Origin of the sequence: Marinobacter sp. (genome assembly GCF_039977835.1) — a bacterium.
Taxonomy (GTDB): domain Bacteria; phylum Pseudomonadota; class Gammaproteobacteria; order Pseudomonadales; family Oleiphilaceae; genus Marinobacter.
In genome coordinates, this window is sequence record NZ_JBDWCL010000009.1 from 41,705 (window position 1) to 54,843 (window position 13,139).

10 protein-coding genes are annotated in these 13,139 nt (G+C 59.7%); 5 read left to right on the forward strand and 5 right to left on the reverse strand.

Features of this window, described 5'->3' with window-relative positions; all coding sequences use genetic code 11:
- Window positions 1-37 precede the first annotated feature (37 nt).
- Genes ABJM11_RS04115 through ABJM11_RS04125 form a run of 3 tightly spaced genes read left to right on the forward strand, consistent with a single transcriptional unit; the run spans window position 38 to window position 4,246 of the window.
- A complete protein-coding gene (locus ABJM11_RS04115; RefSeq protein ID WP_348292996.1) occupies window positions 38-1,159 on the forward strand; it encodes a DNA repair exonuclease in 1,122 nt (373 codons plus the stop codon).
- Window positions 1,156-3,825, forward strand: a complete 2,670-nt coding sequence (locus ABJM11_RS04120) for an AAA family ATPase (protein WP_348292998.1) — start codon at window positions 1,156-1,158, stop codon at window positions 3,823-3,825. Before ABJM11_RS04115 ends, ABJM11_RS04120 begins: the two co-directional genes overlap by 4 nt.
- A 37-nt stretch (window positions 3,826-3,862) precedes the next feature.
- Window positions 3,863-4,246 carry a gamma-glutamylcyclotransferase family protein gene (locus ABJM11_RS04125; protein ID WP_348293000.1) on the forward strand — a complete coding sequence of 128 codons (384 nt, stop codon included), beginning with the start codon at window positions 3,863-3,865 and terminating at the stop codon, window positions 4,244-4,246.
- Here ABJM11_RS04125 and ABJM11_RS04130 read toward each other — a convergent pair.
- Window positions 4,224-4,412: a DUF2892 domain-containing protein gene (locus ABJM11_RS04130; protein WP_348293001.1), complete on the reverse strand. Its 189-nt coding sequence runs from the start codon at window positions 4,410-4,412 to the stop codon at window positions 4,224-4,226. The two genes, ABJM11_RS04125 and ABJM11_RS04130, sit on opposite strands and share 23 nt — an antisense overlap.
- 117 nt (window positions 4,413-4,529) lie before the next feature.
- On the opposite strand from ABJM11_RS04130, the gene ABJM11_RS04135 reads away from it, so the two are divergent.
- Both ABJM11_RS04135 and ABJM11_RS04140 read left to right on the forward strand, forming a co-directional pair.
- Window positions 4,530-5,150, forward strand: coding sequence for a Crp/Fnr family transcriptional regulator (locus ABJM11_RS04135; protein WP_348293002.1), 621 nt, complete (start codon window positions 4,530-4,532; stop codon window positions 5,148-5,150).
- 240 nt (window positions 5,151-5,390) lie between these two features.
- Window positions 5,391-5,810: a fibronectin type III domain-containing protein gene (locus tag ABJM11_RS04140; protein ID WP_348293003.1), complete on the forward strand. Its 420-nt coding sequence runs from the start codon at window positions 5,391-5,393 to the stop codon at window positions 5,808-5,810.
- Here ABJM11_RS04140 and ABJM11_RS04145 read toward each other — a convergent pair.
- The 4 genes from ABJM11_RS04145 to ABJM11_RS04160 all read right to left on the reverse strand — a co-directional run bounded on the left by ABJM11_RS04145 (window position 5,794) and on the right by ABJM11_RS04160 (window position 13,053).
- Window positions 5,794-8,370: a CHASE2 domain-containing protein gene (locus tag ABJM11_RS04145; RefSeq protein ID WP_348293004.1), complete on the reverse strand. Its 2,577-nt coding sequence runs from the start codon at window positions 8,368-8,370 to the stop codon at window positions 5,794-5,796. The two genes, ABJM11_RS04140 and ABJM11_RS04145, sit on opposite strands and share 17 nt — an antisense overlap.
- 33 nt (window positions 8,371-8,403) lie before the next feature.
- Window positions 8,404-10,041, reverse strand: coding sequence for a FecR domain-containing protein (locus ABJM11_RS04150; protein ID WP_348293005.1), 1,638 nt, complete (start codon window positions 10,039-10,041; stop codon window positions 8,404-8,406).
- 1 nt (window position 10,042) lies between these two features.
- Window positions 10,043-10,768, reverse strand: coding sequence for a response regulator transcription factor (locus ABJM11_RS04155; RefSeq protein ID WP_348293006.1), 726 nt, complete (start codon window positions 10,766-10,768; stop codon window positions 10,043-10,045).
- Window positions 10,769-10,887: 119 nt separating this feature from the next.
- Window positions 10,888-13,053: a DNA topoisomerase III gene (locus tag ABJM11_RS04160; protein ID WP_348293007.1), complete on the reverse strand. Its 2,166-nt coding sequence runs from the start codon at window positions 13,051-13,053 to the stop codon at window positions 10,888-10,890.
- Between the last annotated feature and the right edge of the window lie 86 nt (window positions 13,054-13,139).

Sequence of the window (13,139 nt, forward strand, 5' to 3'; positions counted from 1 at the left end):
CTTGCCCAGGTTTTCGAAATGATCCGGGGAAGATTGCATGCCAAAGTTTTTACACACGGCAGACTGGCAGATGGGGCGGGCATTCAGCCGCTTCGAAACAGAAGACGGCGCCGCTCTGGTTGAGGCCCGCTTTGAGGCCATTGAAAAACTCGCACGCCTCGCCAACGAGCACCAGTGTGACGCTGTGCTGGTGGCGGGGGATGTTTTTGATGCCCAGACTGTCGCCGACCGGACCATTCGCCGCGTGTTCAACGCCACCAGAGCGTTCACCGGCCCCTGGGTAATGCTTCCGGGCAACCACGATGCCGCCTTGGCGGAGAGCGTGTGGAGCAGAGCCAAGCGCCTTGGTGCGGTGCCTGAGAATGTCCATCTCGCTCTGGAGCCAGGCATTATCAGCCTGGAAGCTCAGGAACTGGCCGTCCTCTGCGCCCCTCTGACGCAACGCAACACCTACAGTGATCTCACCGAAGCCTTCAATACCTTCGATACCCCGCAAGGCCTGGCCCGGGTTGGCCTGGCCCATGGCAGCGTCCAGGGCCTGTTGCCCGACGAGATTGATTCCACCAACCCCATATTGCCAGACCGTGCAGAAACTGCCCGCCTGGACTATCTCGCCCTTGGCGACTGGCATGGCACCAGACAGATTGATGAGCGCACCTGGTACAGCGGTACGCCCGAACCCGAGCGGTTCCGTAACAACGAAGCCGGTTATGCCCTGATCGTGAATATACCCGGGCAGGGGCAGGCGCCGGACGTAACCCCCGTGGAAACCGCCCGTTACCGATGGCATCAGTGGCGGGAAACCCTGACTGTTGAATCCGACCTGGACCAGCTTCTGGAGAGGCTAGAGGCATTGCCCGAGCCATCCGTGGTCGATCTTCGCCTGGAGGGATCCGTTACCCTCGCTGGCGAGGAAAAGCTGATCAACGCATTGTCCGTGGCCGAGGCCAGGTTCCGCAGCATCCAGTGTGATCGCAGCGGCTTACAGCTTGAGCCCACCGATGATGACATTGCCGCCCTCAAGGCCGATGGATACGTAGGGGAGGTCATCGAACATCTCAGAACTCGACAGCAGGACGACGGCGCGGAAGCCGCGCGGGATGCGCTCGCCATTCTGGCCGGTTTACTGAAAGACCGGAAACAGGAGGCCAGCGAATGAAACTCCGTCGCCTACAGGTGGAGCAGCTTCGCCAGTTCCGGCAGCCGTTTGTGCTGGACGACCTGAAGTCGGGGCTCAACCTGATCCATGGCCCCAACGAATCCGGCAAGAGCACCCTGGTGCGAGCCATTCGCGCTGCCTTCTTCGAACGTTATCGCACCAGCTCCGTTGACGATCTTCGCCCCTGGGGCGATTCAGCCGCCGCGCCGACCATCACGCTGGATTTCGAAGCCCGGCAGAAAAGCTGGCACCTGGTAAAAAGCTTTCTCCAGCGCAAACGTTGCGACCTCAAGATTGATTCCGACAGCTACAGCGAAGACGAAGCCGAGGAAAAGCTGGCGGAACTCCTGGGCTTCCAGTTTTCCGCCAAAGGTGTCAGCAAGCCTGAGCACTGGGGCGTACCGGGATTGCTATGGGTAGAACAGGGCACTGGACAGAACATTGAACAGGCGGTGGAGCACGCCGGCGACCACCTCAAATCCGCGCTCAACTCCCTGGTGGGGGAAGTGGCCAGTACCGGTGGTGACGAGCTGATCGAACAGGTCAAAACCCGCTGGGGTGAGCTGTTTACACCCACCGGCAAACCCCGTGGTGATTACCAGAAACTGGAAAAAGAGCGGGAAGAGCACCATCAGGAAATCAATGATCTGCATGCCCGCGTCCAGAAATACCAGGAGCAGGTAGACCGGCTGGGCAAACTCACCCGGGACTATGAGCGTACCCAGCACGAGCGTCCCTGGGAAGAGGCCGAACGGCAGCTGGAACAGGCCAGGGAGCGCTACCGGCAGGTAGAGAAACTGGAGCAACAGCAGGCCCGGGAAAAAGAGATCCTCAACCACCTGCAGAGCAGACAGCAACTGCTGCGGCAGAACCAGGAACAGCTGGAAAGCCTGAACAGAAAACTGGATGTCCGCAAAGCGGAACTGGACAAAGCCCAGCGGGAGCTGGAAAAGGCTGAGGCCCGCAGCCCGTCCATCACCAACAGCGTCCAGGAAGCAAAGGCCGCCTACGATGCCGCCACCAGGCAGGTCCACCAGGCCCGCCTTCACGAAACCCGTTCCCGGCTTGAGCGGGAGATTCATCGCCTGGAACAGCAGAACCAGACGCTGACCCAGAACCTGGAAAGAGCCCGGCAGTGCCGGCAGGAACTCGACCAGGCCAGGGAACAGGCCCGGCAGAACCAGATTGATGGCCAGGCAGTAAAAGCGCTGAAAGCGACAGAGCATCAGTTGAAAGAAGAAACCATCCGCTCCCAGACCATCGCAACCCGATTAACCTGGCAACTGGAGCCGGGCGCGAGACTGGCACTGAATGACGAACCCCTGGAGGGGCAGGGCGAAAAACAGCTGCTCGAGGAAACCAGCCTGGTGGTGCCGGGTGTCGGCACCCTGGGAATCACCCCCGGTGGCGAAGACCTGGCCAGTACCCGGCGCAAGCTATCTACGCTTGAGCAGAGCCTGGGCGAACAGATGAAAACCCTGGGCGTGGATTCCACCGGGCAGGCAGAACATCGCCTGACAGCCTGCGAGGCTGCAGAGCGGACGCTGCAGCATACCCGCGAGCTGCTCAAGTCGCTTGCGCCGGTCGGAATGGAACAGCTGCTGGCGGACCAGAAGGAAACCCAATCCCAACTGCAGAATGCAAAAACCGAACTGCAGAACAGCCCCGCCCCGGAAGCAGACCAGCAGGGCCAGGCAACCGATGTGGTTTCAGCAGAGGCTGCCCGCACCAAAGCCGAAACCCGGCTGGCAGAAGCGGAAGCCGAGGAACGGAAGCACCAGACCGAGTTCCTGACCCGCCGCCAGGCCCGTGACAATGCCAGAGGCGAGTGGCAGCAGCTGCAGGATGAGGTGCAGAACCCGGAGCGGCAGAAACAGCTCAAGAGCCTCGCAACAGAGCTGGCTGAAATCGAAGAAAAACGGGGCCGCCTGGAGGCCAGTCTGCAAGCCCGTGAGCAGGAAATACAGCAGGCCCACCCGACCATCCTGAAGCAGGACATCGAACGCTACCAGCGCAGCATCAGCAACCTGCGCCAGACCCAGGAGGAGCGGCAACGGGAGCTCAGGGATATACAGGTGAGGCTGGAGGCCTGGGGCGCCGAAGGCCTGGAGGAGCAACTGAACGAAAAAGTCGCCGACCTGGAACAGTGCAACCGCCGCTACCAAGAACTGAATCGCCGCGCCCGGGCGCTGGACCTTCTGCTTACCCTGCTGACTGAAAAACGCCAGGCCTTGACCCGGCGCCTGCAGGCCCCCCTGCAGAAACACCTGGACCACTACCTGTCACTACTGTTCCCGCAAGCTACTCTGGAAGTGGACGAACATCTGCGACCAGGCACCTTTACCCGGGGGACCGAACTGGGGCAGATCGCCGAGCTGAGCTTTGGCGCCCGCGAACAGATGGGCCTGATCAGCCGCCTGGCCTACGCAGACCTGCTGCGCGAAGCCGGCAGGCCCACCCTGGTAATACTGGACGACACCCTGGTGCACAGCGACACAGACCGCCTGGACGACATGAAACGCATCCTGTTCGACGCGGCCAACCGCCACCAGATACTGCTGTTTACCTGCCATCCGGAAAAGTGGAGTGACGTGGGAGTGGTGCCGCGGGATATTCTGGCGATGAAGGAGGAGGTGCACCTTGAAGCTCGCGCAAAGGCACCATGATTCGCCTGATCGGGAATATGTTGGCTGGAGAGGGCAAGTGAGTCTCAATCGTGTCGGTGTGTATGGCACTCTCAAGAAAGGCCATTCAAACCACCATTTTATGGCCACAGCCCGATTCGTTGGTCGCTGCAGATTGAAGCAGATCACCCTTTACGACATCGGGCCGTTTCCTGGCGCCAAGCTGCGCCCCAGCCAGGGCATTGATGTTGAAATCTACGACGTCACCAATGAGCTGTTTGCCCGGCTGGATCAGCTTGAGGGGCATAATCCGCGCGCACCCAGGGCCGGCGAGTATGACCGCCGTCAGCTTGAAACGCCTTTCGGCCTAGCCTGGATCTACCTGTACAACCGGGATGTGTCCGGCCTCCCGGCGATTCAAAGGGGTGGATGGCGTATGCCTACCGCTTCTTGCAGGTTTTAATCCCGATCAGCGAGTAAGCGGGACAGTTCCCCATCAACGCTGTTGCCAGCGGGATAATGCCAATCCATCCCCAGGCCGTTTGTGGGCCTACGAATACCAGCGCCAGTAATACTACGCCCACGATTGCCCGAATGGTGCGATCTGCCGTTCCCACGTTTCTCATCATTTCTCGTTCTCCTCTGGTGTTTTCCGGTAATGACTTGATCCTAATCCACTGTCGTCGGCTCCTTCAGTGATAAAGTCACATTCGGCCCACAGTTCCCGCCAGACAGGATCAGGTTTCATGGCCCGGCATAGCATTCTCAACAGTCTGAATGACACTCTCCGCAAGGAAACTCTGGAAAAAAGCCGGGTGATGCAGTTCCCGCCCGGGCAGATTCTGTTCAGCGCGGGCCAGCATTGCCAGGGGCTTCCGTTGGTCATCACGGGCAGGGTCAAGGTGCAGATGACAGGGCTCTCCGGCCACAGCATCGTGCTCTACCGGATGGAGGCGGATGACATCTGTACGCTCTCCATTGGCTGCCTGATGACAGGGCGGGCTTACCGTGCGGAGGCGTTGGTAGAGCAAGAGGCAGAAGCCCTGATGATTCCGCGCGGCGTCTTTGAGCGGTTGATGGACCAGTCAGCGGGGTTCCGGCTGGGCATCATGGAATCCTACGGCCGCCGGCTGGATGATCTGATGCTGCTGGTCGAGGAGGTTGCTTTTCGTCGCATGGACAAGCGGCTTGAAGAGTGGCTGCTGAGCCGGGCCGCCCGCGGGCCGGTGGTTATTACACACCAGGAACTGGCTGTTGAGCTCGGCACCGCCCGGGAGGTGGTAAGCCGACTGCTGAAAGAACTCGAAAGGCGCGAAATGGTCCAGCTGTCCAGAGGAAGGATTGAAGTGACTGGCTTGCTTCGCTGACCTGATCTGCGCTTCATTCCTTCATACTTTCGTCTTTAATTTTCCCTCCTTCCTTTTCTGTGGATTTCCTGCCCAGAAAAGAAATTGCCCCCCCCACCTCAGTATTTCCCACTAATTCGTTACAAACACCAGTCAGTAAATTGACGATTTTGTGATTGTATTAATGACGCTCCTCACATCGATACTCGCCGACGTTTTATATAATTTTACAACTTAGACGATTTATTGGTGGAAAAAAATATGAAACGCGTCATTAAAATGTCAAAGGCATGGATCGCCGCGTTTACAATGGGAATCGTTCTTACAGGGTGTGTAGAGGGTATTTCCGGCACTTCAGCCAGTTCGAGCACTTCAGCCAATTCGGGCACGAGTTATTCCGAGCCTCAACAGTTTTCCGAGCGCTCCGCATCCCTGAGCTGGAATGCGCCCGCCACCCGCGCTAACGGAGAAGGCATCAAGATGGGAGAGTTGTCTGGTTACGTGATCAGCTATGGCCAGAACCCGGAAGAGCTTTCCGAAGCCATTCGCATTGATGATGCCAGTATCATGGACTTCACTATCACCAACCTGGATCACGGTACCTGGTATTTCACCATTCAGGTGGAAGATGTCGACGGCCTGGTAAGTGCGCCTTCAGAACAGGTCAGTAAAACGATCTGATTGGGTGGGTTACCGGCAGTTTCAGGGTGAAGGCAGAGCCTTCCCCCAGGCGGGAATCAACATGAATCTCGCCACGGTGCTTTTCCACTACCACGTTAACAAACGACAGCCCCAGGCCAGTGCCGTGATTGCCGGAAAGTTCGCTGCTTTTCTGGCGCCGGTAGCGGTCAAACAGGTGGGGGAGCTCTTCTCGAGCGATACCTTCACCCTCATCACTGATGGTCAGGCAGGCCTGATGGCCCGCCTGGAATACCTGGATAGTGATGGTGGACTGCGGCGGGCTATACTGCACCGCATTGGTCAAAAGGTTGATCACAGCCCGTTCCAGCAACTCTGCGTTACCTTTTAACCACAAGTCTTCCGTTCCCTGCAGTATCAACTGGATGTCTTTCTCCGCTGCCTGCTCGCTGACACTGTCTCGGGCGTTTTCCACGATGGCCAGGAACTCGCATTCGTAGAAGCGCGTTTCGGTCAGTTGTTCGGCCCTGGCCAGTTGCACGAATTCCTCCGCCAGGTGGTAACTGCGCCGCGCCAGTTTGCCGAGCTGGTCCAGTTGGTCGGGTTCTACCTGGCCGCCGTTTCTTTTCAGTTGTTCGATCAGCGCCAGCTGTGACACCAGCGGGGAGCGTACATCATGAGAGATGAAGTCGATGGCCTCACGGTGCTGGCGTTGTTGCTCCCGCAGCTCAGAGATATCCGAAATGTTGGCAATGATGCCACTCTGGTCGCTGTCCGGCAGGGAAAACGGTGCGAAGTGGATCAGGAAGTCCTTGTTGTGAATGCTCAGATCCACGGTGCGGCTTTGAGCCAGGGTCAGCGTTTCGGATACGGTCTCGTGCCAGGGCGGCGTCTCCCTCGGGTCGTGACCTTCCAGAAGCCGGGCCAGGGGCAGGCCGTTCAGGCTGGGCATGGGCTCGCGGAACCATTCTTCAATATGGCCGTTGGCAAAGCGGATCACGCCCAGTTCATCGGTGACGATGATGCCGTCGGGCATGCGCTCGAAGCTGCGCCGTATGAACTTCTGCATCTGGCTCATGCGCTCGGTGGCAAGCCGTACACGTTCGATGCGGGCTGAGATGTTTTCCCTGGGCCCTGGCCGGCTGGATGGCGTGGTACTGGCTGTCAGCGGCAGCCGGCGAAGGTATCGCTGCGTCGCCTCGCGGCCCAGGTCGTTGGACAGTTTCAGTCCGAGTTTATAGGTAAGGCCGCCGCGGGTCAGGCTGATCCAGCTCTGGCTATCGAGATGAACCCACTCGCCGGGCTTGTCCAGGGCTGGAATATCGGATTCGGTGAGCCCGGAGGCGGTCACAACGTCGTTTCCCTCGGCCAGCAACCAGCCTTCCGGCTGGAACAGCGCCTGGAAGTGGCTGAGTAGCTGGGGGGGGTGCCGGCGTGATGGTTCCTGGAGGGTCATGGTGGGCCCCCTTGCCAGCTCGTCCAGTTGTCGGTTGAGAAAACGGTTGGTCATTGCGAGCCGAAGCGCACTGGACACGGGGAGCGCCAGTAGCGGAATAACAATGGCATGGGAGACCGGCAGCCATAACCGCCCGTAAAACAGCAGCAATGCATGTACGAGGGACAGTACGCCCACCCATGCCAGGCACAGCAGAATATTTCTCGCCGGCCTCATCCGGGGCAGGGCAACGGCCAGAACAAGGATGGTAAAGAGGGCAAGGCCAATGCCCGTGACCCTGGGAACTTTTGCTATCAGTTCATCCTGAACCAGTGCCGAGTAGTTGTTGGCATGGAACTCCACGCCGGGCATGGGTTGATGAAGCCCCGAGAACGGGGTGGGCAGGATGTCGCCAAAGCCCGGGGCCGTTGCACCCACGAAAACGGTTTTGCCCTGGAAGGCTTCGGGCGCCGGGGGGCTCTGCAGTACCTCCGTATACGACCAGGACGGCAGTGTGCCGGCCCCACCGGCCAGGGGCACCGTTCTGTAATGCTGCCTTACGTTTGTGTACGGCGCTATGTCGCCGGATTCTGTGGCCGGCAGTGTTTTCTCGGAGGCGGCAAGGGCCAGGCTGGGCCAGAGCTGGTCCCCAAGCCCGTTCAGCAGGTAAACGCCCCGCGCCAGGCCATCTTCGTCCAGCTCCACATGGGCATGCCCGAGCGCGGATGCAGCGTCCGCCAGTGCCGGCACGGGCAGCTGCTCGCTGATCAGGTAATTGCGGGATGGCGGCGACAGGTGGAGCGGCAGGATTACATCACCATGATTGCGCATGGCTGTTGCCAGTTCGGGGTCGTCCGGAGCCGGTTCCGGAAACAGGATATCGAAAACGATGGTTTTCGCGCCGGCCTGGTGAAGTTTTTCGATAAGCCGGGCGTGGGTGGTGCGTGGCCAGGGCCAGCGGCCAAGACGATCCACACTCTGTTCGTCGATGGCGACAAGTACTACGTCGTCAGATACCTCTGCCGGGTTGGCGGTAATCAGCGCGTCGTAAAGCCAGAAATCCAGCCTTTGGGGAATGGACGTGGCCTGCAGTAACAGCAGTATGGTTAATAGTGGCAGGCCGAGTGTCCACGGGGTCGTTTTTATTGGAAGCCAGTTCCGGGTCATGGGGCCTGCTGTCGGATATTGAAGTGTACTGGATTACTCCAGGAACAATTCCCTCCCTGGTCCCCACCGGCTTTCAAGGGGGCCATCGGAAAGGGCTTTCAGGCGCACAAAATACCGTCTTCCGGGAATCAGGCGCAAGGCCGCCGTGGTATCCGACAGGGTGGCCTCTTTAATAATGTTGTTGAAGCGGGGCTCTTCGGACAGCTGCAGACGGTACTCCACTGCCGTATCCACGTTCTGCCAGAACACTCGTACCTGGCTGTCCACATAGTTCACGCTGATAATGCGCACCGGTGGCAAAGTGCCATTTACCACCAGGGTGCGGGCTTCACTGGTGGCCACGGAATTGCCCCCGGCTTCGGTCACCACGCGCCAGTAATACTGGCCAGGGGAGAGCGGGCGTGACGGCAGTGCGCTCTGGTCTGGTGCCCATTCACTGGTGGCTACCAGGTTGCCGAACTCCTTGTCTGCAGCGATTTCCACCCGTGCCACTTCGTTCTCGCCATGAACCTGCCAGCGGAATTCGGGCATGTCATCGTTCACGGTGGCGCCGGCTTCTGGCTGCTCGAGGGTGGCTGTTCGTGCCTGCAGGTCCACCTCTACGTTCAGAATGCCGGGCATACCTGCGATACCGCGGCTGTCCAGGGCGGCCAGGTGAATGTCGTAGTTGCCGTTGTCCAGCAGATCAATATTGAAGTTGTCTCCCGTTACCCGCCGGCTGTCCATCCAGCGGCCGGACTCCGCATCGAAAATGTCCACCCGATGTGCACTTGCGCCATTGGGCTGCCAGCTCAATTGGGCGGGCAACTGTTTCAGCTGCGGCGGAAGTGGATTGACGGTGGGTGCGGGTGGCAACTGGCGAATGCTCATTCCGCCCACGCCGACGGTGGATACGCTGGCGCTATAGCCGGCAGGAATGCGGCGGGTTTTGCCGGGCGGGCCAAAGGATACTTCTCCTTCGGTAACCCGCAGATCAGTTTTGCCGGGTGAGGTTCTCAGGGTAAACATGGTGCCTCTGACGGCAGCGACCGCGGAAGGTGTTTCGATTTCGAAGCGGGAGCCGCCTTCAATCACCGGTTTTACCTGGGTTTCGATCTCACCGCTGTTGAGGCGCAGCCTGGTGTCCACCATGCCGGATTTTCCGTACTGGGTCAGCCTGTTGAACGCCAGGCGGGAATTCGGGGAAATGCGCACAACCGAGCCGTCCGCCAGTTCCACCGTGGCGGTACCGGAATGAGAGAGTATTTCGTCACCAACCCGCACCAGCATGTCGCTGGTCAGCGGGCGCTTGCTGCTGTCGCTGCCGGAAATAAGCTGTACCTGGCCCGCCACGGAGCGAACGCGCGCAGGGTCTGGCTGGCGCTGAAGCCAGGCCAGAGGGATACGCAGGGTGTCACCACTGCCTACCGTTGCCGGGTTGTCGATGCCGTTATGTTGGAGCAGCCGGTTCGCAGCGACATTTCGTGCGAGGAGGGTGCTGGCGATTTCGTTAAAGTTTTCGCCCGGCCGAACGGTATAAACCCATTCAGGAACCGGAGCGGACTCAGCCATAGAGCTTCCCGGCTGGGAACCACGGGTAACGGACAGCTCAGCGTGTGCCGGAAGCGCAAGCCAGAGGCTACCCAGCAGCAGAATAACGTTCGCCAGAGTGCGGGTGGAGCAATGAATCATTTCAGGCCTGTTCCGTAGCAACTGCGTGTGCATCCGGGCCGGTGGCCTTCATGGCTTCGAGTCGGTAGCCCCGCTGATAGATGGTCTTGATCCGGAACCCGTTCTCGGGGTTGAGGCCAAGCCTGCGCCGCAGACGACTCATATGGGTGTCCACGGTGCGGGTATTGATGTCCCGGGTAAGTCCCCACACCCGCTCCAGCAGCATTTCCCGGGTCAGCAGGCGGCCCTGATTCTGGAACAGGAACAGGGTAAGGTCGAAGTCTTTGTCGGTCAGGGTCAGTACTTCACCGTGAAGCGAAATGGTCCGCAGCTGGGTATTGATCTCGAACGGGCCGTAGACCAGCACTTCTTTCTCGTTGTCCGGGTTGGTGCGGCGAGCCAGGGCGTTGATACGTGCCACCAGTTCCGCTTCCCGGGCCGGCTTGCAGAGGTAGTCATCGGCGCCCGCGTCCAGCGCCCGTACGATGTCGGTTTCGCTGTCGCGCTGGGTCAGGAATACCACTGGTATCTGCCAGTTAAGCTGGGCGCGTACGTGCTCCAGAACTTCAATACCGGTCATGTCGGGGATCTGCCAGTCCATTATCAGCAAGTCATAGCTGCGATGGAGTACCGCGCTCAGAAACGACTGGCCTGATGGAAAGCTGTCACAGTGGTGCCCGCGCTCAGACAGAATGGACTGAATGTGCTGTGCCTGTTCGTGTTCGTCTTCAAGCAAAGCGATACGCATTACACGTCTCCCGACATTTTAAAAAGCACTGTAAAGCCCAGGCCCCGGCTGCGCGCGGGGATAAAATAATTGAATACCGCGTCAAATTATTACAAATCCGCAATTCGGCTTCAGTGTCGTTATGTAGTGTTGCGTAAACGGAGCGCAGGTTTGCCGTTATCGTCATCGACTGTTTGTCGGCAGCCCGGAAAATTACTGCAGCCCCAGAACCAGCCATTTTTGCCTTTTCTGCGCACCAGCGGTGAAAAACAGTGAGGGCAGGGCACCGGCTTGTCGCTGGTACCGTCCTCCGGCGCCCGGTCTTCAAGCTGCCTTGTGCCCTTGCAGTCGGGAAAGCGCACGCAGGCGTGGAAGGTGCCGAACTTGCCGTCCCGCTGGCGCATGGGCGAGCGGCATTTCGGGCAATGGGGCTGGCCATCGGCGTGTGGGGTACGTTTTGCCTCCGGGCTCGGGGCGTTGATGAAGTCGCGGATCTGTTCCTTGAGGTCTGCGATAAACTGCTTCGGGTTGCCCTCGCCCCGGCGAATGCTCTCCAGGGTCGCTTCCCAGGTTGCCGTCATATCCGGCTTGCTGATGGACTCCGGGAGGGAGGCAATCAGGGCCTTGCCCTTGGGGGTGGAGCGGATGTGGCGCTTGTCCCGGTACAGGTAATCGCGGCGAAACAGGGTATCAATGATGGCTGCCCGGGTTGCTTCGGTGCCCAGGCCATCGGTTTCCCGCAGGGTTTTGCGCAGCTCCGGATCAGTCACAAAGCGGGCAATGTTGGTCATTGCCGAGAGCAACGTGGCATCGGTGAAATACTGTGGAGGCTGGGTTTTGCGCTCGGCGATATCCACGGAATCACACAGTATCGAGTCGCCTTTTTCCAAGCGCGGTAGTGGTGGTTTGCTGGCTTCTTGCCGCGCTTCCCGCTGGCGGATTTCCAGGTCTTTCCAGCCCGGCTGCAATACCGCGGTTTCGGTGGCCCGGAAGGCGTGGTCACCAATGGTGACGGCCAGCTTGCCTTCACGGTGGATAGCATCAGCGCTGAACTGCATCAGGTAATACCGGCTGATCAGCTCATGGATTTTCTGCTCCGCTTCACTAAGGCGGCCCGAGGGCGCTTGCCGGGCGGTTGGGATAATGGCGTGGTGGGCATCCACTTTCTTGTCGTTCCAGGCCTCGGTGCGGCGGTTCAGGTCCGCCGCTTCGCAGGAGGGCGCCAGCTCGACGGCCACTTTGCCAATAGCCTGCAGCACCTTCTGGCGCTGGTCGAAGTGCCCTTCTGGCAGGTAGCGGCAATCCGAGCGGGGGTAGGTGATCAGTTGGTGGCGTTCATACAGGCTCTGGGCGGTATCCAATACGTCCTTGGCTCCCATGCGGAAGAGTCGGCCGGCCTCAATCTGAAGGGCAGAAAGCGAGAGCGGAAGCGGTGGGGCTTCGTTTCTGTCCCGGAAGCGTGATTCGGTAACCTTTCCCGGGCGCCCCTCAACGTCGGTGGCAATCTGCCTGGCCACGTCGCCATCCAGCAGGCGGTCTTCCTCATCCAGGTGTTCCTGGTAGTTTTCCGAAGGCTGCCACCGTGCGCCAAAACTCTGCTGGTCGGCGTCTTCGTCCACCCCATGGCAATGCGCCTGAATCCGGAAGAAGGGCTTGGGCTGGAAATGCTCGATGGTATTGTCACGCACCACCACCAGCCCCAGCACCGGTGTTTGTACCCGCCCTACCGAATAGACGCCCTGTTCGCCCTGCTGCTGGTAGGAGAGGGTGTAGAAGCGGGTGAGGTTGATGCCGTACAGCCAGTCTGCGCGCTGGCGGGCCAGTGCGGAATGGGACAGGCGGCGGAATTCCCGGTTGTCTTTCGGTGCATCGATGGCCTTTGCCACGGCTGCCGGGGTCAGGTCGTTGATCAGTATCCGCTGTACCGGGCAGGTGGCGCCCGCGTAGCGAATGACCTCATCGACCAGTAACTGGCCTTCACGGTCCGGGTCGCCGGCATGAATGATGGTATCTGCCTTGCGAATCAGTGATTCCAGCACCTTCAGTTGTTGGCGCACGGTCTCCTTGGGCATAACCTGCCAGCGCCCGGGAAACAGCGGCAGGTCTTCCTGGCGCCACTTTTTCCAGCGCGGATCGTACTGGGCCGGTTCCGCGGGTTCCAGCAGGTGGCCGATGCACCAGCTGACGGTGCAGGCACTGCTTCCCTCGCCACAACGAATCCAGCCCGTTCCCTTTTGATGGGGAGCGGGGAGAGCCGCGGCGATAGCCCGGCCCAGGCTTGGTTTTTCAGCAATATAAAGGCGCATAAGTCGGAAGCAATTTTCAGGTGGGGATGGAAGATGGCGCTTTGCCCCGATCCTGTCAAGGTAACACAGCGCTACGTGTAGTAGAC

What these genes read in the sequence shown, in the direction of transcription:
- ABJM11_RS04115 (WP_348292996.1), top strand. Translation starts at nt 38, where the DNA reads ATGCCAAAGTTTTTACACACGGCAGACTGGCAGATGGGGCGGGCATTC.
- ABJM11_RS04120 (WP_348292998.1), top strand. Translation starts at nt 1,156, where the DNA reads ATGAAACTCCGTCGCCTACAGGTGGAGCAGCTTCGCCAGTTCCGGCAG.
- ABJM11_RS04130 (WP_348293001.1), bottom strand. Translation starts at nt 4,412, where the DNA reads ATGATGAGAAACGTGGGAACGGCAGATCGCACCATTCGGGCAATCGTG.
- ABJM11_RS04135 (WP_348293002.1), top strand. Translation starts at nt 4,530, where the DNA reads ATGGCCCGGCATAGCATTCTCAACAGTCTGAATGACACTCTCCGCAAG.
- ABJM11_RS04140 (WP_348293003.1), top strand. Translation starts at nt 5,391, where the DNA reads ATGAAACGCGTCATTAAAATGTCAAAGGCATGGATCGCCGCGTTTACA.
- ABJM11_RS04145 (WP_348293004.1), bottom strand. Translation starts at nt 8,370, where the DNA reads ATGACCCGGAACTGGCTTCCAATAAAAACGACCCCGTGGACACTCGGC.
- ABJM11_RS04150 (WP_348293005.1), bottom strand. Translation starts at nt 10,041, where the DNA reads ATGATTCATTGCTCCACCCGCACTCTGGCGAACGTTATTCTGCTGCTG.
- ABJM11_RS04155 (WP_348293006.1), bottom strand. Translation starts at nt 10,768, where the DNA reads ATGCGTATCGCTTTGCTTGAAGACGAACACGAACAGGCACAGCACATT.
- ABJM11_RS04160 (WP_348293007.1), bottom strand. Translation starts at nt 13,053, where the DNA reads ATGCGCCTTTATATTGCTGAAAAACCAAGCCTGGGCCGGGCTATCGCC.